This is a genomic window from Pseudomonas peli (assembly GCF_900099645.1).
Lineage (GTDB): Bacteria > Pseudomonadota > Gammaproteobacteria > Pseudomonadales > Pseudomonadaceae > Aquipseudomonas > Aquipseudomonas peli.
The window spans coordinates 1,197,835-1,215,377 of sequence record NZ_FMTL01000002.1; the positions used below are offsets into that span (position 1 = coordinate 1,197,835).

The 17,543-nt window shown below is 54.8% G+C and carries 13 protein-coding genes; 6 read left to right on the forward strand and 7 right to left on the reverse strand.

What is annotated here, in order from left to right; all coding sequences use genetic code 11:
- Positions 1–54 precede the first annotated feature (54 nt).
- The 3 genes from nosZ to BLO50_RS14435 form a co-directional block, all read right to left on the reverse strand.
- Positions 55–1,974 carry a TAT-dependent nitrous-oxide reductase gene (gene nosZ, locus BLO50_RS14425; RefSeq protein WP_090253987.1) on the reverse strand — a complete coding sequence of 640 codons (1,920 nt, stop codon included), beginning with the start codon at positions 1,972–1,974 and terminating at the stop codon, positions 55–57.
- Between the two features lie 66 nt (positions 1,975–2,040).
- On the reverse strand, positions 2,041–4,230 hold the full coding sequence (nosR, locus tag BLO50_RS14430) for a transcriptional regulator NosR (RefSeq protein ID WP_090253989.1): 2,190 nt from the start codon (positions 4,228–4,230) through the stop codon (positions 2,041–2,043).
- 350 nt (positions 4,231–4,580) lie between these two features.
- A complete protein-coding gene (locus tag BLO50_RS14435; RefSeq protein WP_090253991.1) occupies positions 4,581–5,828 on the reverse strand; it encodes an acyl-CoA dehydrogenase family protein in 1,248 nt (415 codons plus the stop codon).
- Positions 5,829–6,085: 257 nt separating this feature from the next.
- On the opposite strand from BLO50_RS14435, the gene BLO50_RS14440 reads away from it, so the two are divergent.
- Complete coding sequence (locus tag BLO50_RS14440; protein WP_186343924.1) at positions 6,086–6,421, forward strand: cupin domain-containing protein; 336 nt, start codon at positions 6,086–6,088, stop codon at positions 6,419–6,421.
- A 40-nt stretch (positions 6,422–6,461) separates the two neighbouring features.
- Here BLO50_RS14440 and BLO50_RS14445 read toward each other — a convergent pair whose 3' ends face one another.
- The 4 genes from BLO50_RS14445 to norR all read right to left on the reverse strand — a co-directional run bounded on the left by BLO50_RS14445 (position 6,462) and on the right by norR (position 10,648).
- Positions 6,462–6,902, reverse strand: coding sequence for a CopD family copper resistance protein (locus BLO50_RS14445; RefSeq protein WP_090253993.1), 441 nt, complete (start codon positions 6,900–6,902; stop codon positions 6,462–6,464).
- Positions 6,903–6,950: 48 nt separating this feature from the next.
- Positions 6,951–7,304 carry a hypothetical protein gene (locus BLO50_RS14450; RefSeq protein WP_090253995.1) on the reverse strand — a complete coding sequence of 118 codons (354 nt, stop codon included), beginning with the start codon at positions 7,302–7,304 and terminating at the stop codon, positions 6,951–6,953.
- A gap of 392 nt (positions 7,305–7,696) precedes the next feature.
- On the reverse strand, positions 7,697–9,031 hold the full coding sequence (locus BLO50_RS14455; protein ID WP_090253997.1) for an oxygen-independent coproporphyrinogen III oxidase: 1,335 nt from the start codon (positions 9,029–9,031) through the stop codon (positions 7,697–7,699).
- 87 nt (positions 9,032–9,118) lie between these two features.
- Positions 9,119–10,648 (reverse strand): nitric oxide reductase transcriptional regulator NorR, encoded by a 1,530-nt coding sequence (norR, locus tag BLO50_RS14460; RefSeq protein ID WP_090254141.1) that lies wholly within the window; start codon positions 10,646–10,648, stop codon positions 9,119–9,121.
- A 153-nt stretch (positions 10,649–10,801) separates the two neighbouring features.
- On the opposite strand from norR, the gene ytfE reads away from it, so the two are divergent.
- The 5 genes from ytfE (at position 10,802) to BLO50_RS14495 (ending at position 16,509) form a co-directional block, all read left to right on the forward strand.
- Entirely contained in the window at positions 10,802–11,488 is a 687-nt protein-coding gene (ytfE, locus tag BLO50_RS14465) for an iron-sulfur cluster repair protein YtfE (protein ID WP_090253999.1), read from the forward strand.
- A 198-nt stretch (positions 11,489–11,686) separates the two neighbouring features.
- The gene (locus BLO50_RS14470) at positions 11,687–12,370 is read left to right on the forward strand and encodes a Crp/Fnr family transcriptional regulator (protein ID WP_090254001.1); all 684 of its coding nucleotides are present in this window, start codon (positions 11,687–11,689) and stop codon (positions 12,368–12,370) included.
- Positions 12,371–13,895: 1,525 nt separating this feature from the next.
- Positions 13,896–14,849, forward strand: a complete 954-nt coding sequence (locus BLO50_RS14485) for a tyrosine-type recombinase/integrase (RefSeq protein ID WP_090254006.1) — start codon at positions 13,896–13,898, stop codon at positions 14,847–14,849.
- 610 nt (positions 14,850–15,459) lie between these two features.
- A complete protein-coding gene (locus BLO50_RS14490) occupies positions 15,460–16,095 on the forward strand; it encodes a hypothetical protein (protein ID WP_143003828.1) in 636 nt (211 codons plus the stop codon).
- Positions 16,096–16,239: 144 nt separating this feature from the next.
- Positions 16,240–16,509, forward strand: a complete 270-nt coding sequence (locus BLO50_RS14495) for a hypothetical protein (RefSeq protein ID WP_090254009.1) — start codon at positions 16,240–16,242, stop codon at positions 16,507–16,509.
- Positions 16,510–17,543: the final 1,034 nt, after the last annotated feature.

Genomic DNA, 17,543 nt, shown 5'->3' on the forward strand with positions numbered 1-17,543 from the left:
GGTTATTGAGAGTTCCCACGATGGAGCGTGGGGACCCTCAGTGTGGCTGCATACTTACGCTGGCTTAACCATCATGCGGCCGACCATTTCCATATGCAGCGCGTGGCAGAACCAGCTGCAGTAGTACCAATGCAGGCCGGGCTTGTCGGCAATAAAGGTGATCGACGAAGTCTGCTGCGGGCTAATTTCCATGCTCGCACCGTGGTTGACCATAACGAAGCCGTGGGACACGTCTTCGATCTGGTCGATATTGGTAATGGTCACGGTGACTTCGTCGCCCTGATTGACGTTGAACTCGGTCAGACCGAAAGCGGGTGCCATCGAGGTCATGTACACGCGGACTTTATTGCCCTCACGGATGACCTTGTTATCCGCCTCCAGGTTGATCCCGTCCTTTTTTGCCCGCTCGACTGTGGGAGCGAAGAACGGGTCGTTACGGTCCCAGATCTTGCGGGTCTTGATCTGGTCACGACGCGCCATGGTGCAGTCGTGCGGTTCGGCGAAGGTCGGGCCATCATGCACCAGCTTCATTTCGTCGCCGGAAATGTCGATCAGCTGATCGTTTTCCGGGTGCAGCGGGCCGGTTGGTAGGAAACGATCCTTGGAGAACTTGCTCAGGGCGATCAGCCACTTGCCGTCCGCTTCGCTGGTTTCGCACAGCGAGGCGTGAATGTGCCCAGGGTTGTAGTGCACGTCGAGCTTCTGCTTGATGTAGTTGACCTTTTCGCCCTTGTAGGCGCGCACGGCCTCGGCCATGTTCCACTTAACCACCTGGCTGTCGATAAACAGCGTGGTATAGGCATTACCGCGACCGTCGAAGGTGGTGTGCAGCGGGCCCAGGCCCAGTTCCGGCTCGGCGGCAATGGTGTCGCGCGGGTCCTTAAGTTTGTCGTCGAACAGGTCGTCGAGCTTGGCGATTTCGATCATCGACACGGTCGGCGACAGCTTTCCGTTGGCGATAAAGTATTTACCGTCGGATGAAGTGTTGCAGCCGTGCGGGTTCTTCGGCACCGGAATATAACGGGTCAGCAGCGAGCCTTCGCGGCCATCGACCACCGGTGTTTTGGAATCACCAAGGGTCGTGAACTTACCGGCCTTGATCGCCGCTTCGATGCGCTGGATGTTGAACACCACCACCCAATCGCGCTCGTTGCGCATCATGCCGCCGATGTCGTAAGCCTTCTCCGAGTTGTAGCAGGTGGCGGCAGCGTACTTGCCGGTGTAATCGGCGTCGGTGTTGTCCAGGTTACCGTCGACGATGACCTGGAAGGCCATTTCCATGGTCTCGGCGTCGATAGCGTTGAACATGGTGTAGCTGTTCTTATCCTGCAGATCGAAGGTGCTGCCATCGTTGGGGTGCGGAATAACGAACTCGGCGTTGGCAAACACGTACTTGGTGTACGGCACCTTCTGCAAACGCAAACCGTGGATGGCCTGGACGTTGGGCACGGTGATCATCTTGTCACACTTCATGATATCCAGACGGATACGCGCGACCCGGCTGTTGGCCTTGTCGTTGATAAACAGGTACTTGCCGTCGTATTTGCCGTCGGTCATGGAGATATGTGGGTGGTGGCAGTCGCCGTTCTGAAACTTGGCGCTTTCACCCATGATGTGCTTGCTTTCGTTGGTCAGGCCCCAGCCGGTGGCCGAGTCGACGTTGAACACCGGGATGCGCATCAATTCGCGCATCGAGGGCACACCGACCACCCGCACTTCGCCCTGGTGGCCACCGCTCCAGAATCCGTAGTAATCGTCCAGCTCGCCCGGGCCGACATGAATCTTGGTTTTCGACTCGCTAACTGCAGCCGCCCAGGATTCGCGCGTCATCACTGTGCCGCCCAGCGCCGTCGCAGCCACTGCCGCACCAGTTATGGCCGAGGCACCAAGGAAACCGCGGCGGCTCAAACCGAGTTTTTCCTGCTGCTCGGCTGCGCTTTTCGGGTTGCTGTTCTTCGATTCTTTATCGCTCATCGGTTCTGCTCCTAGGCTAAATAAAAGCGGTTGTCGACCGGACTACGCGAGACTCACCGGGCTAGTTCAGGGCTCAACCACATGCACTACGGGTATCAAAGTCGGGGGGGGCAGATCTGTCTGCACAGGTGCCTGTTTGCCGCGCTTCTTTTTCTTCAGAATCAGTGGCGGGCACTTGTCGTCGTTGTGATAAGTCATCTGGCAATCGAGGCAGTAGTGGCACTCGTTGTGATTGATATGGCCGTCAGGGTGGATCGCCTGAATCTCGCATTCCTTGGCGCAAAGCTGGCAGGGGTTGCCACATTCCTTACGGCGCTTGAGCCAGTCGAATAGGCGGAACTTGCTCGGAATGGCGAGCGCGGCGCCCAGGGGACAGACATAACGGCAGTAGACCTTGCGGGTGAAAATGTTGATCACCAGGAGAATCACGGCGTAGAGCACGAACCACCATTGGCGGTCGAACTTGAGGGTGATGGCGGTCTTGAACGGTTCCACTTCGGCGAAGCGCTCGGCGCTAGACAGCGACTCCAGGGACAGGCCGAATAGCAGCAACAGAATGATGTACTTGATCGCCCACAGTCGCTCATGCAGGGCGAAGGGTAGCTCGTACTGAGGGATTTTCAGTTTGCGAGCGGCCTCGTTGATCAGCTCCTGCAACGCGCCGAACGGGCACAGCCAGCCGCAGAACACGCCGCGGCCCCAAAGCAGGATGCTAGCGGCGGTGAAGGTCCAGATAATGAAAATGATCGGATCGGTGAGGAACAACTCCCAACGGAAGTCCTGCACCAGGGCATGCACGAACGTCAGCACGTTGACCACTGACAACTGGCCCAGGGCGTACCAACCGATAAACACCACAGTGAAGATCAGGTAACCGCGACGCAGCCAATGGAGGAAGTGCGGACGTTGGGTGAATTTGTCCTGGAGGAACAGGATCACCGTAAGCAGTAGCAAGGCGACCAGTATCACACCGATCTGAAAGCTCTTCTGGTACCAGATGTTCAGCCACAACGGCCGGTTGGCTTCCTCGATGGCCGCCAACTCGGCGGCGCTCGGTTGTGGCCGTTCGAGGTATTCCTCGGGCATCTGATAAGCCAGTTCGAAGCTGCTGAAAATGCCGCTGATGGGGCCGGTCTGTCTCTTTACCAACAGCTCAAGAGTCCAGGGAGAGCCAGGATCGAAGCCATAGGGCTCGCGCACGATAAAGATCGCCATCTCGCTGAAGTCCGGCATGCCTTCGGCATAGACATCGCTCAGACGCTCGAAATCACGGTCGTGAAAGCTGATGGTGGTGCCAAACTGTCGCAACTGCACCCGGTCGAAGATGCCGCCACGCACGTAACCCGAACCCTTGAACGAGTAGCTGCCGCTGCCCAGCACGGCAATCGCCTGCTCGCCGGGCTTGAGCGATTCCATCAGCGAACGGTACTGGTTATCGCCGAGGAGATTTCGGCCGATGGTCGGCGCATTCAGGTGCGCGGTATAAAGGTCGATAAAGGTGTCGTCGACCTGCTCAGGCGCAGCTACCTCGACCCCTTCAGCTTCGCTGCCCTTGAACGCCTCGTCGACCTGACCACGGGTCAGGTGCAGGCGGCGAATGGCTCCGTTACCCGTCAGTTGAATCCAGTCGGCAGGTTGATAAATATCCTCGCGTAGCGTGGCTGGCTTCCGCGTCAGGCCGACATCATCCGCGACCAGACCTAGCGAAACCGCCACCGTATGGGCGGCACGCATCACCACTTCATTGACCACCATCACCGTCACGGTGGCACCGGTAACCGCATCGACTGTCACGGCATTCGTGTCACTGGAACGCCCAACCACCACCCGCTGATTGACCTTGATGCCTTTGTACTTGGCGTTGAAGGTATGCAGCTTGGCCTCGGGAATGCCGATCAGCAGGATTGGCTCATGGTGCTCAAGCACATAGGCGTCTTGAATCACGCCGGCCGTATCGAGGATCACCTGCATATTGATTGGCTTACCGGAATAGGCTGGGATATCGACCACATCCAGGCTCTGAAACACGTAGCCGAGCACCTTGTCGCCACTGGACAGGGTGCGCACCTTGAACTCGCCCTGTGGTTCGGATGGCTCATCGGCGTCGGGGAAAATTGAGTCGATGCGTTGCTGTTCTATTTCGCCGTAAGTTTTGGCTAGCACGGTCTGGGTGGTTGCCAATATGAACGCGAATAAAACTGCGACAGCCGCCCCCCATAAGCGCCAGCCTCTTTGCAGGGAGATGAAGCTGTTCATGATTGACCGGCATTGGTAGCTGGATCGGACGACCACCGTAGTCCAGGCAGGCGAACGACAGATATTTTCTTCGGGAGCTGACAAGCGTGCATATGGAATATCCGCCTTAGGCGGCTAGAACGTACCGCCATGGTAGGCATGTCCATCTACCCGCCCCTTGATCATAATCAAGTATCGAGCGATGCATCGGTGCGTTGGCACACGCAGCCTGGATACGATCCGGAAACAGTTTTCCGGGGCCATAGCCTCCGGATTACATCTGGGCTAAAGCCCTGTTGGGCGGGTCCAACAGACCAAGTCCTTTAGGGACGACTCCACTGGAGTGGTTCGGTCGTCAGATGGTCAGCCGTTTAGCTACTGCACGGGGTCAAAAATGCTGCGGTCGCTCCACGGGTTGCTTGGCTGGCCTTAAGCTCCATGCTGGCGATACTGCGCAGGTGAACCTGATCAGGACCGTCAGCAAAGCGTAAGGCACGGCCGGTGGTCCACATATCAGCCAAAGGCGTGTCCGGGGTCAGACCCATGGCACCGTAGACCTGCATGGCGCGGTCGACCACACGGATGTGCATGCCTGGCACCAACGCCTTGATCATGGCGATTTCCTTGCGCGCGGCCTTGGTGCCGACCTCATCAATCATCCAAGCGGTCTTGAGCACTAACAAACGCGCCTGCTCAATCTCGATACGAGACTCGGCGATCCAATCGCCAATATTGGCGTACTGATGCAGGTATTTGCCGAAGGCCTTGCGTTCCTGCGCGCGCTCGACCATCAATTCTAGAGCGAGCTCAGCCATGCCGATGGAACGCATGCAATGGTGGACACGCCCGGGGCCGAGGCGCGCCTGGGCCATCATAAAGCCCGCCCCCTCCTCCCCCAGCAAATTGCTAACCGGCACCCGCACTTCGCGCAGCAACAATTCGCTATGACCTTCCGGGGCGATATGGTTCATCACTGGGATATTGCGCAAAAGTTGAACGCCGGGCGTGTCGAGCGGCACTAAAATCATGCTCTGCTGGTGATGGGCGTCAGCATCCGGGTCGGTCTTGCCCATGACGATCAGCAGCTTGCAGTCTGGGTGGGCGGCATTGGTAATAAACCACTTGCGGCCGTTGATCACATACTCATCGCCCTCACGGCGGATCAGCGTCTGAATGTTGCTGGCATCGGAGGAAGGTACGTCTGGCTCGGTCATGGCGAACGCCGAACGAATCTGCCCCTCCAGCAAGGGTTGTAACCAGCGTTGACGCTGCTCGTCCGTCGCAAATAGATGCAGCAACTCCATATTGCCGGTGTCCGGCGCGCTGCAATTAAACACCTCAGAGGCCCACGACACACGGCCCATGATTTCCGCCAACGGCGCGTATTCAAGATTGCTCAGTGGCGTGCCCGGCTCATCGGCATGTAGCGCCGGCAGAAACAGATTCCACAAGCCTTCGGCGCGCGCCAGTGCTTTCAAGTCTGACATAAACGAGGGCGGAAACTGACCGGCCGCAACCTCGGCTTGCCATTGGCCAATACGCGGCACGATATGCGCCTCAACAAAGCTTTGCAGATGCTGACGCAGTGCGTCTGTACGGGGGCTGTAGGCAAAATTCATGGCGAACCTCGAGGCAGGCTGAGCATTGGTTGAATGCCGCACTGTAACTTGCCATCTAAGCAAAACCGAGGATGCTCCGAGTGTTGAATCAGGCCCTATCAGCGCGCCCTAAACAGCGCCAGTTATTGACTAAAGTCATCGCTCGCCAGCGCGTCAACGCGTACAAGCGACGTGCGACGTGCGACTACCGTGCGCTTTGAACATTGTCGGCTCTCTGCGTTATGGTCGATACCCAGCTTATTGTGGAGATCAGTCTTATGGCTCTAAAACACGCAGGTTCAGGAGAGGTTATCGAGCTACTGCCGACCATGACCACGTCGACGCAAATTTCCCAGGCACTGATTTGCGCCCCACGTTTAGAAGTCATGCGCTTGGTGCTGGAGGCCGGCAAGATAATACCCGTCCATTCCGTAGCCGGCCCACTGACCATTCAATGCCTGCAGGGTTGCGTCGAAGTGGAGGCTGAGGGGATCTGGCAAAGCCTGCACGAGCATCAGTTGATGTTCGTCGCGGAAGGTGTGGAACACGCTCTGCAAACCAAGGTAGACGCCATCGTGCTGGTCACCTTGATACGGCTGCAGCACAGCGATTAGCATCACTATCCCCCCGAGAGGTAGGCCGATTCTCACTGGCCTACCAGTGGAGGTAAAACATTGCCTTAGCCAACAGCACGATAGCCAACATTTGTAGCAGCACAGCCCAGTGCAATTTACGATACATCGCGGGGGTCATGCGCCCGCTGCGCAGCAACATTGCCAAGGCGCCGTAGCTAATGAACACGGCCAGTGCCAGCGCAATTTTCAGTGTCAACAGGGTTGCGAAACTGCTCGAAAACGGCGCACTCAGCACCTGCCGATAGTGCCAGGCCAAGCCAACGCCGGCGCCATACAACAGCAGCACCACCCAATGCAGCACCTCCCGCGTACGCACACTCAGCGCATACTCCAGCGACGGCAGGACTGCGTAATCGAGTTGATGTTTGACACGGGCCAAAATCACTAACTGAAAAAACACCACGCCGACAAACGCGATGGCCGCTAGCAGATGTAACGTATGAAACAGCGCATACCACACAGAACACTCTCCTGTTTATCCACTAACGGCACTCAGGCAGCCTGCCAACTATGGCGCTGATGCTGTGATATGCGAGCCCTGCAGAGTCACCTGCTGTCCTTCGACAAAGCGCGCATCAGAAGAACGAATGCTGCGAGTGTTGCCATTTTCATCCCTAAGCACATAAAGCGTTTGTTCCATTCCCATCGTTTCTTGGGCCTGGCTTCCAGCCAGGTAACCGAGGCCACCCCCAATCAACGCGCCCACCGGGCCACCCGCCGCACCGCCGAGCATGAAGCCCGTTAAGCCGCTAAAACCGCCGCCGACCCGCGTATCGCTTTGCGCCGAGATTATCTGGTCGGCTTGTCCCAGTGGGCTGTTCAACAGAGCTGCAACGGCGCACAAAGTGATGATTTTACGCATGACATTTTCCTTGCTTAGGTTATGAGTCTCACTCAGTACCATCACAAATCATGCCAATAAATTATCCTTAAAAATCAATACTATAAAACTAATAACGGTATAAATTACCAAATAGAGCATGGTAGTAAAGACCCCCGAGTGGTGATTTTTACCATCACTTAATAGTAAGCACAGAACATAACCGCAGCGACGACTGCCAGTCCGCGGCACTGCGTTGGCAGCAAGCCGAATATGGTTTCAGAGAGCTGGGACCAGGTGAGCAGTTTCGACTTATCAAGCAGCAATCTCAGGGCGCCGATCCAGAGGGTCTAGCAGACGTATCAGCAATACAGGCTCAGACCGAACTGTTATGCCTTCTTATAAAAGCTCAGGCATGCAGCGGGTCGCGCCGCTCAAGGCATCGCCGAGAGTGTGCCAAACCGCCGCTGCGTCGCGGCGGGCTCAGTTCGGCCTTGCTCCAGCACCTTGCACACCGCACCAACCAACAGACGCCCAGCCGGCAGAATACTCAGAGCCTGGGGCGTCAGTTGCAGCAAGCCATCTGCCGCCATCTGCTCCAACGCCGGTCGACATGCGCTCATATAGTCGCGCGATAGCTCGCCAAAGCTCGCCTCCAAGGCTTGCAAATCGACCTGCAAATCACACAGCAGAGCCTCACTCAGCGCACTCTGCAATTGCTCTTGCGCAGAGCTATGGCGGCCATGAAAAGTGGCCAACTGATCGTTCGCCAGCTGCATCTGATAACTGGCCAAATCACGCCGATTCTGCAACTGCAGCGTGCCAATATGACTGATGCCACCCACCCCAATACCAAGCAGGTCGGCACTGGCTTCGCAGCTATAGCCCAGCCAATTGAGCTGCAAGCCCCCGCTCTCGCGGGCCCCAACCAATGGGTCATCCTTTAATGCGAATTGCCCCAAGCCGATATAGCAATAACCGGCCGCGTCGAGTTTCTCGAGCGCGTGTTGATACATGGCTTGTTTGTCGGGTGCTGCGGCGAAATCGCGCGCACTGCGGCGCTGGCTGGACCGATAGCGCTGAGGCGGATAAGCGTAATCAAAAAGCAAGATCCGCCCAGGCTGCAGTTCGATAATTGCCGCCAGTTTGTTCCTAAAGCTGTTTAGACTCTGCCAGGCTCGACCGTAGCCGAGATCAATATTCACTGAGGTGAACTGCAGGGTGCGCGCCGCCTCGATCAGCCAGCGAGTTTTGCGCGAGTCACGAAAATCCACAACCACCCCTGCGGCCGGCGAACAGGCGTCTGCCACACCAATACTGACATGATTGAAACCCAGCTCGCGGAGCAAGCCCATGCGGGCCCAATCGGTCTGCGCCGGATCTATCTCGACGCTGTCATCGCCGAATGCCGAGGAGTGAACAGCAAAACGCTTGCGCACCAATGTAAGCAAGCGCTGCAGCTGCTCGGCACTCACGGCGCCACGGCTTAAATGGAGCCGTTGAACCGATTGCTTAGCGCCAATGTGGCACCCGAGCAGTTCGACTTCCCGTCCTAGGCAAGCAAGATAGCGCTCATTAAACGCGCTCTGCATGGGCAGCAAGCTAACAGCCAAATGCAACGGCCGCTGGCCACTGCGCAATGCACGGAGCAGATCAATCGCTGCAAAACCCTGCTGGAGCGGGCCGATCGGTGGGTAGTCGCTACAGGTAGCCGCGGCATGCCCGTAGCGCTTGATCAACTGGCGGCTCGACTGGATATCTGCAGGCATAACGCGCTCCCGGCGCTTAAACAGCCTGTAGTGTCACGGCGAACCCCGCAACGGGTACTTGACCTGAGTCAAGCGCAAGCGCATGAGCTATTTCAAACCCAGGCGCCGCGCCAGCTTGTGCAAGTTACTTGGGTCTAGTTCTAGTGCCCTCGCAGCACTGGCCCAGTTGCCCGCAAAGGTGTCCAGCGCCTGCTGAATACTCTGCCTCTGGCAGTTCTCGACACTTTCACGCAGCGCCTGTACGCGAACATCCTGCGCCCCCTGCGGCGGCATTGGGACAAAGCTTACTGACTGTTCAGCCGTGCTATCCAGATCAAGCAGGTCTGGCTCCAGCGTAAGGATTTCCATGCGACTGGCACCGCGACTGAGCAGCTTGACCGCCGCTCGACTGATCACATGTTCAAGTTCGCGCACATTGCCCGGCCACCCATAGGTGAGCATGGCACGCTCCGCAGCAGGTGATAAGCGCATGCTTCGTAGTCCAAGGCGGGCGCGGTTGAGTTCGAGAAAATGACCGGCGAGCATCAACACGTCCTGCTCACGATCACGCAGTGGTGGAATCAGCACAGGGTAAACCGAAAGCCGGTGGTACAAGTCGGCGCGAAAGTGTCCATCGCGGATACTGTCTGGTAGGTTTCGATTGGTCGCCGCGATGATGCGCACATCTACATGCAGCGGCTTATCTGCTCCCAGCCGCTGGATCTCACCGTTCTGCAACACTCGCAGCAGTTTGGCCTGCACGCTAAGTGGCAGTTCACCTACCTCATCCAGCAGTAGGGTGCCGCCATTCGCCGCATCGAAGCGTCCAGGGCGATCAGCGGCGGCCCCGGAGAAGGCGCCTTTGACGTGGCCAAATAGCTCACTTTCGGCCAACGACTCAGGCAGGGCGGCGCAGTTAACTTGAATCAACGGCTTATTGCAGCGCTTGGACAGTGCATGCAAACGCCGCGCGAACAGCTCTTTGCCTACCCCAGTTTCACCCAGTAGCAAGACTGGCAGTTCAGAAACGGCCACGACTTCAAGCTCGGCCAATAAATTCCGGATGGCCGCGCTCTGACCGATGATTTCGCCTTCGCCGATCAGTTGCTGCGGGGTGTGCACCTCACTGCGTGACAGGCGCAAGCTGCGGGACTCTTGCTCCAAACGGGTAACCCGCACTGCCGCTTCGATCAACAGACTGTAGCGCGCCAGGTCTCGCCGAGTCTCGCTGTCAAAGGTGCCAGGGTGCAGCGCGTCCAAGGTTAGCGCCCCCCACAACTGCCCCTCGACATACAGGCTCATGCCCATGCAGTCATGAACCGGCAGAGGTTCACCTACGTGATTGTCGAGTAAGCCGTCATAAGGGTCCGGCAGGCGACTGTCAGGCTCGAACCAGGTCGGCTCGCGACTCGCCATGATCGCCGCCAGACGCGGGTGCTGGGCAATTACAAAGCGCCGCCCAAGGGCCTCATGCACCAACCCTTCAGCCGCCACCGGGCGCAGACTGTCGCCATCCAGTCGCAGCAGGCCCACTGCGCCGCAGTGAAAGCGCTCACGTAAGGTACTCACTAGACGCTGCAGGCGTACGGCATTCGGCAAATCAACGAGCAAGTCAGCAAGCAGTGTCTCGTACAGCATGGTCATATCTACCCAAATGGTTTTTACAACCCTATCAAGCAAGGGTATATAAAACCATTCATAAAAATATTTACTTGTTTTTCAATAACTTATATTTGGCACACGAACTGCAACGGATGACAGCAAACCCTTTTAGCAATCAAGGAAGCTGCCATGAATCACACCCTACTGCAGCAATCGCTCGGCAACATCGCCGGCGAGATACCCGGTGCCACGCGCATTTTTCATGTACATAAACTCGACTTCTGTTGCGCCGGCCATCTGAGTTTGAGCGAGGCGGTCGCGCAACGTGGCATCGACGTCGACGCCATTTTGGCCGAACTACAGGCGCTGGAATCGCTCAACAGCGACGAAGTGGACTGGCGCGTGGCGCCGGAAGCAGAGTTGATCGGCCACATTCTTACGCGCTATCACGCGCGCCATCGCGAGCAATTGCCGGAGCTGATCCGCCTGGCGCAACGCGTGGAGCAGGTACACGGCGACCGCAATGACTGCCCTGCCGGCCTCACCGACTTGCTTCGTTACCTGCTGCAGGAACTCGAAAGCCACATGCTCAAGGAGGAGCAAATACTGTTCCCTGCCTTGCTCGACGGTCTCGGGCCAAAGACTGCAGCGCCCATTTCGGTAATGCGTATGGAGCATGAGCATCACAGCGAAGCATTACAGAGATTGCTCGAACTCACGCGGCAGATCACTCCACCGGAAGATGCCTGCAACACCTGGCGTGCCTTGTATCGAGGGCTCGACGAATTTGTTCGCGACCTAATGCAGCACATCCATCTGGAGAACAACGTGCTGTTTATTAACGCCCTCAACCCCACGCCTAGGCCGACTGTATGAGCGACGCAAACAAGCAAGCGGGCAATAGCGCGCTGGGCCGAGCACTACAGCCGATGATCTGGTTCTTGCTAGTGGCCTCAACCCTCGCTGGCGCCACAAGCCTTGCAATGGAACTGGTCATTTAACCCATACAAAGCCACACCCGGATCGAGCAGCGTTTTCCTGACTCGACCATACCCTCGGATCAGGATACCCGTCATGGCGTTGCACCGCGTACATCAACAGATACTTCGCAGCCATCACCTCTTCGAGCCCTTGAACGAAGAACAAATGGAAGAGCTCATGAGCAGTAGCCACCTGCTCAATATTGATAAAGGCTCGCCTCTATTTCGCCAAGGCGATCCGGCTACTTCGTTTTATTTCGTCATCAGCGGCTCGGTGAAGGTTTTCCGTTTAGCCGCCGATGGCCAAGAAAAAGTCTTTGACGTCCTCAGCGCGCGCCAGACCGTGGCCGAAGCCATGCTACTGACGGACTCAGCAAATTACAGTGCCTGCGCCGAAGCACTTGAGCCTACGCAGCTTTATCGCCTGCCCAGCAGCGTTTATCTGCACTTGCTGCAAAGCAATAGCCGATTAGCTTTCGCACTGATTAGTCGGCTCTCCGGGCGAATGCAGCAGCGCCTGAATGAAATCGAAACCTTGTCCCTGAAAAACTCCACCCATCGCGTTGTGCGCTACCTGCTAAACCAGCTTAACCAATGCAATGAGAACATCAGCAGTTTCAATCTACCGATGGCTAAACAGTTGATAGCCGGCCATCTATCAATCCAACCTGAAACCTTTTCGCGGGTGATTCGTCGCCTGACTGACGAGCAAGTCATCAGTCAGAACGGTCGCCAGATCAACATCCTCAATCGTTTTCGGCTGGAACAGTTCGAGTGAGGTCCACCCATGCCTAACTGCCTTTATTGCCAGCGTGAAAACCCAGAAAAAGCCACTGACTGCCAAAAATGCGGCATGCTTTTGCCAGCCCATAACCAACGCGATAAACAGCAACGCGAGCGTCGTTTTGTCTGGTTCTGTGCTGCGTTAACGATATTTTGCTTAACAATGGCCGTATGGCTACCACGAACATTGTTCTGAACCGACTTTAACTACCCCTTTGGGGATATAGGAAAAGACGAAGGAAGCGGGCAGGATATTGGCTTTATTTGCACAGCAGCTATTTTTAGCTCAACGCAACACTGATTACAGTTACTCTAGGCAACACATGGGAATACTGACGCGCAATAACAATACTATCTGCATCTGACTCTACCGCAAATCAGGACTTGACCATAAACACCCCAACCGATCAAATCGGTAAATATCGAGCAGATCAGACACTACACTTTAGATAATTGAAGGAGAACATAAAATCAACATCACAGACTATGAATCTCTATTATTAGCCGCAAAAAGCCAATCAGAGCCACAGCGATTACTCTTTGTTTTCTTAAGAGCATCTTTACCTGAAGATCATGAGACCGAAGAAGCAGTTCGCTTTCATTCTGGGCAAGGAGGTCAATTACAACCAGTAATGTGCGTTGATAAAACCCTGGAAGAACTTGGAACTTTTGTTGATTTAGTATCAGAAGCTGGAAATATGAAACAAGCGTGGCACATTGTACTGGTGGCCTGCCTCTCTGGACGCAATGGAATAATGCCCAGCTCTGATGACGCAACACAACCACTACAAATCATGCAAACCACTGTAGAAAATGGTGGTGATCTATCTAACTACATAGCTTTTGACAGAGACGGAACACCAGTCCGCTTCCATAGTTAAATATTTTACTTTCTACTTAAGTATTAAACACAGGACAATTCTAAGAAAATTTTTTGCGCGCGCACCCAAGAGCATCGAAAACTGACAATTGAAACAGTCCCTGCCTTTCGGACTTGGGGATGACCGAGGAAGAAGTTCTAACATGATAATTCCCACAAAAGTTCCTGACACAAAAAAGCCTGGCCGTCATTAACCGGGTTCTAATGCTTGAATTATATGGTCGGGACGGAGTGATTCGAGCACTCGACAGTTAGAGGCTAACGCGTCTTAAACGACTGATTAATCGAGCACCAACTAGGGCGCTCGCTGCATTCGGTGCCCACGCAATCTAACGATTTTCAACGCTTTCCCGAAAAAGTCCCTGAGATATTTCTGAGCAATACCGACATTTTCATTGACCTTACTCCACGCGACCTTCCCTGCTCATTCGTCTGAACTCGCAACTTGGTCGCAACGCCGCCGCCCCCTCTCTTGCATAGTTCAAACACTGTGGTCACCTGTGATGAGAGTTGATGGCACCCCGCGCCTGCTTACAGCGCGTCAGCGCAAAACTCTCGAAAAAACACGTTATCAAGAGCTGTTGCCGTTATCGATTTGACCCGCGGAAAAGTCACTTTAGCGAAAAGGGCATGACCGGTTATGCAGTCAGAAAAGCGACTTTGGGCCAACAATCATAAGAAGATGATTGAAGCGCCCTCCTCCGTTTGTTTGGTTTCAGAATGGCTCGCTAACCTCGACAACCAGCAGACACGGCGCGCCTATCGTTCCGATATCCAAGACTTCTTTGTTTTAGTCGGAGCGCGCTCAGTCGAGGACCTACTTGAAATATCTCGCGGGCATGTACTGATGTGGCGCGCCGCACTAGAAGAGGAATGTTTAAGCGCAGCTACACGCAGGCGAAAACTTGCAGCTTTGGCATGCTTATTCGACTACCTGATCGAACGAGATCCGCGCTACACACGCAACCCTGTCCACGGGATTAAACGTCCACGTACTGAATACTACGAGGGCAAGACCCCTGCTTTGAGCCGCGCCCAAGCAAAGTTACTTCTCGACGCCCCCAACCTGCAGTCAACAAAAGGCTTACGAGACAGGGCCATCTTGGCGGTACTGCTTTATCACGGCCTGCGGCGCCAAGAAGTTGCTTCTCTACGCGTGTGCGACCTGCAGAAGCGGGATGGTTTGCTGCATCTACGAATCCACGGCAAAGGTGGTCGATTGCGTTACATCCCTCTTCATGGCGATGCAGAGAACAGCATCAATCAGTACCTGGGAGGTGCTTGCGTCGAGAGAGACAAAAACAACTTTATGTTCACCAGCCTTCGGGGTAGCAAAGCTGGCAGGAGCCTGAGCGCTGATGGCATCTATAAGCTTGTATGCCACTACGCGCTGCAGGCCGGAATCGATGTGGCTGGATTAGGCGTACACGGCCTGCGCGTGACTGCGGCTACCAATGCGTTAGAAAACAACGCTGATATTGCTCAAGTCCAGCACTGGCTTGGACACGCGAGCATCAGTACCACCCGGCTCTATGATCGCCGTCAAAACCGCGCAATCGATTCACCGTCGTTCAAAGTCCAATACGAACACTGAAAACATCAGGTCACGGCGCCACAATCATCCCCCTTGAGCGGGTTGCATATCCAAGAAGTCATGCTCACCTGAAGACCCCATTTATTGAGGTCCTCAATCATGTATCAAACATCAAAAGCAGTACGCGCAGCACTTTGGAAACAGCTCTTCTATAGCAGCCAGTCAATCGTGATTGTGGGCTCCGCTCTGATACTGAGACTCGCCTACCTAGGGTATCCACTAGCCACCACGCCAGCACCTCACTTAATTGAAATGGCTGTCTGGCGAATAGCTCTGCTCATGTCATTCCAATCGGCACCGCTAGCGTGGTGTCTTTTTTTACTCAAAGGCTATAAAAACGGCCGGCTAATGATCCCTCTCCACGAGTCAATGAAGCTTCTAATGCCCCCACTGGCAACATGGACAACTGCTTGCCTGCTCACCAGCATCGTTCTATGGCCAATGCTGCGCGCTTGAAAGTTACTTCTTTCAGCCATCACTAAAATTTGATCAGCCAAGGTATGCCATGTCTCGAACAATCCTACTCGCCGTATTCATATCCGTTCTAAGCGGATGCGGCCTGCTCCCCCGAACCAATTCACCATCATTGGCACTGCAAATAGCTGATGCGATGAGCATTCCTGCCCATGACATGTCACGCGCCGAGTATGACGAAACCTTAGCAGTGACTGGGTCTAGCAGTCGAAATCTTGATCACTCAGTGAGCGGCGCTGCACAGCTGATTGCATCCGGAGATCCAACAATGCTGCTGTTGAGTGGATTAACTCCGGGGAGCCCTGCAGCGCGAATACAAATCGCCGCATGGGTGCCTGAAAGCCTGGCATCAGCTCCGGAGAAAGCTGTGGCTGTTGCTTCACGGGCCTACATAGAGGCGCGCGCGGATGTTTACGGCAAGGATGAAAATGGCCGGGAAAAGCTACTTTCGACCCAAGTGAGGCATGTACTCGGCCAACCATTCGGTGAAGGTGGTTTGGTGCAGACCTATGCCCAGTTATTCGATCTGATCGCTGACCATTCTCCAAGCCTGGTGGACGCACCTTCATTCATGCCGGAAAACGGTAAGGCTTATGGCCCTATTTTTCTGGATGCCTGGGGGGCGCCTGCAAATGCAGAAGACATTAGATTGATTACTGAGATGTCCAAAGCGCTGCCATCGTGGTTCTACATCTACAACCCTGGCCTGCCCGGGGTTTCCGCTAGGTCAATCCTAAACCAGGGACAAAAGCTATTTTTCGTTGAGCCGTAAACGCTAACTTGTCACGACGGTCTGTGGCTCTGCAAATTGGCAGGTTCGCAACGCAATAACCCAGCCTGGGAGTGTATTCCCAGGCTGCTTGCATATTCAAAATAATGGGGAAACTGGAGCCGTAACCCAAACGGAGCCGTACCCATGTCCCTCGAAGAACAAATCACTTTCACACCTGATCAACAGGTTCACCTGAATGCTTGGTCATCGGTTTACATCGATGCTCAGATACAGCAAAAGCTCGACATTACGCTCTCACACTTCCTGATAAACCCGGGAAAGTATCTATTCCTGGCTTGGCTGACAGCCCCACGCATCGCGACCAATAACGGCTTTTTACCGCTATTACCTGCACAGGTAGCAGCTAGCCGGCGTATTCACCAACGGTGGGCAGAAGAGGACGAGGACGAATAAATGCAGAACGCAAATATTGGATCTAGAAAAACACCTAAAACAAAGGAGCAAAACTCATGTATGTAATCGCTGCGTTCATCATATTCATAGTGGGCTACGCTCTTCTCGCCGATTGGCTCGCAGGCGACCTAAGGAAGCGCAAACACGAAGCCTGGATGCGCTTTCCTAATATCGAAGAGTACGCTCGGAAAACTCAATTGAGCCGCATTCAATGTTGGCACTGCAGGTCATGCAGCATCCGGCAATATGGTCTTGAGGCACGTAATGACGAACGCCGAATCCATGCATGCAATCAGTGCAACACAAATCTATATAGAACGACGCGGGGCTAATGATAAGCGGTTTTCCTCACGGCCCAAGTGCCGGTGAGGAAAACTGTTTATAGGTACCTATGGCACCTCAAAGGCCTGCAGTGTTGTGGCTCAAGGCTTTTGGCTATTTAGTTTCCGCTCAAGCACCTTAGTGAACAAAAAACCTACGGTTCCGATCAAAGCAATCGCCAATACTGTACCCAAAATAAAATAACCAATAGGTTCCATGCTGCCCCCCATGATCCAGCTCAATGGATTGATAATTTCTCCAGCATACGCCCCTCTCTGAAAAATGCTGATCTACCCAGCCTACGGCCAACAGAAACCAGATAGAAAGACTCTCTTGGAGGTCGAATACTACCAAATCACCCCAGAATCTCATGGCGCATCCGACTATCGCCGCTAGCCGTCAGTTGCGGTCGCGAAACGGCTGCATTCGGCCACGAGCAGCCCTTTAGCCGGGGCCGCTTTCGCGATATCTGAGTCCGCAGTTGCATGCGGTCTTTAGGCACTTTCATTGCTATTGATTACTTGCATTAGTCTAGAATTGATTCTGCATGAATCGAGGTTTCAGCAACATAAGGCCGCGCACTTTCTTTGGGCTGCCTTATGGCGGCGCAAGGCCCGGCGTTCGCAAGCTTTGAATAAGGCAACCGAGCATTGGCCTACAACGGCGGCATACTTCTCGCTCAGTTTCTTGGTGCGTTCGTTCTGCTAACAGTC

What these genes read in the sequence shown, in the direction of transcription:
- nosZ (WP_090253987.1), bottom strand. Translation starts at nt 1,974, where the DNA reads ATGAGCGATAAAGAATCGAAGAACAGCAACCCGAAAAGCGCAGCCGAG.
- nosR (WP_090253989.1), bottom strand. Translation starts at nt 4,230, where the DNA reads ATGAACAGCTTCATCTCCCTGCAAAGAGGCTGGCGCTTATGGGGGGCG.
- BLO50_RS14435 (WP_090253991.1), bottom strand. Translation starts at nt 5,828, where the DNA reads ATGAATTTTGCCTACAGCCCCCGTACAGACGCACTGCGTCAGCATCTG.
- BLO50_RS14440 (WP_186343924.1), top strand. Translation starts at nt 6,086, where the DNA reads ATGGCTCTAAAACACGCAGGTTCAGGAGAGGTTATCGAGCTACTGCCG.
- BLO50_RS14450 (WP_090253995.1), bottom strand. Translation starts at nt 7,304, where the DNA reads ATGCGTAAAATCATCACTTTGTGCGCCGTTGCAGCTCTGTTGAACAGC.
- BLO50_RS14455 (WP_090253997.1), bottom strand. Translation starts at nt 9,031, where the DNA reads ATGCCTGCAGATATCCAGTCGAGCCGCCAGTTGATCAAGCGCTACGGG.
- norR (WP_090254141.1), bottom strand. Translation starts at nt 10,648, where the DNA reads ATGCTGTACGAGACACTGCTTGCTGACTTGCTCGTTGATTTGCCGAAT.
- ytfE (WP_090253999.1), top strand. Translation starts at nt 10,802, where the DNA reads ATGAATCACACCCTACTGCAGCAATCGCTCGGCAACATCGCCGGCGAG.
- BLO50_RS14470 (WP_090254001.1), top strand. Translation starts at nt 11,687, where the DNA reads ATGGCGTTGCACCGCGTACATCAACAGATACTTCGCAGCCATCACCTC.
- BLO50_RS14485 (WP_090254006.1), top strand. Translation starts at nt 13,896, where the DNA reads ATGCAGTCAGAAAAGCGACTTTGGGCCAACAATCATAAGAAGATGATT.
- BLO50_RS14490 (WP_143003828.1), top strand. Translation starts at nt 15,460, where the DNA reads ATGAGCATTCCTGCCCATGACATGTCACGCGCCGAGTATGACGAAACC.
- BLO50_RS14495 (WP_090254009.1), top strand. Translation starts at nt 16,240, where the DNA reads ATGTCCCTCGAAGAACAAATCACTTTCACACCTGATCAACAGGTTCAC.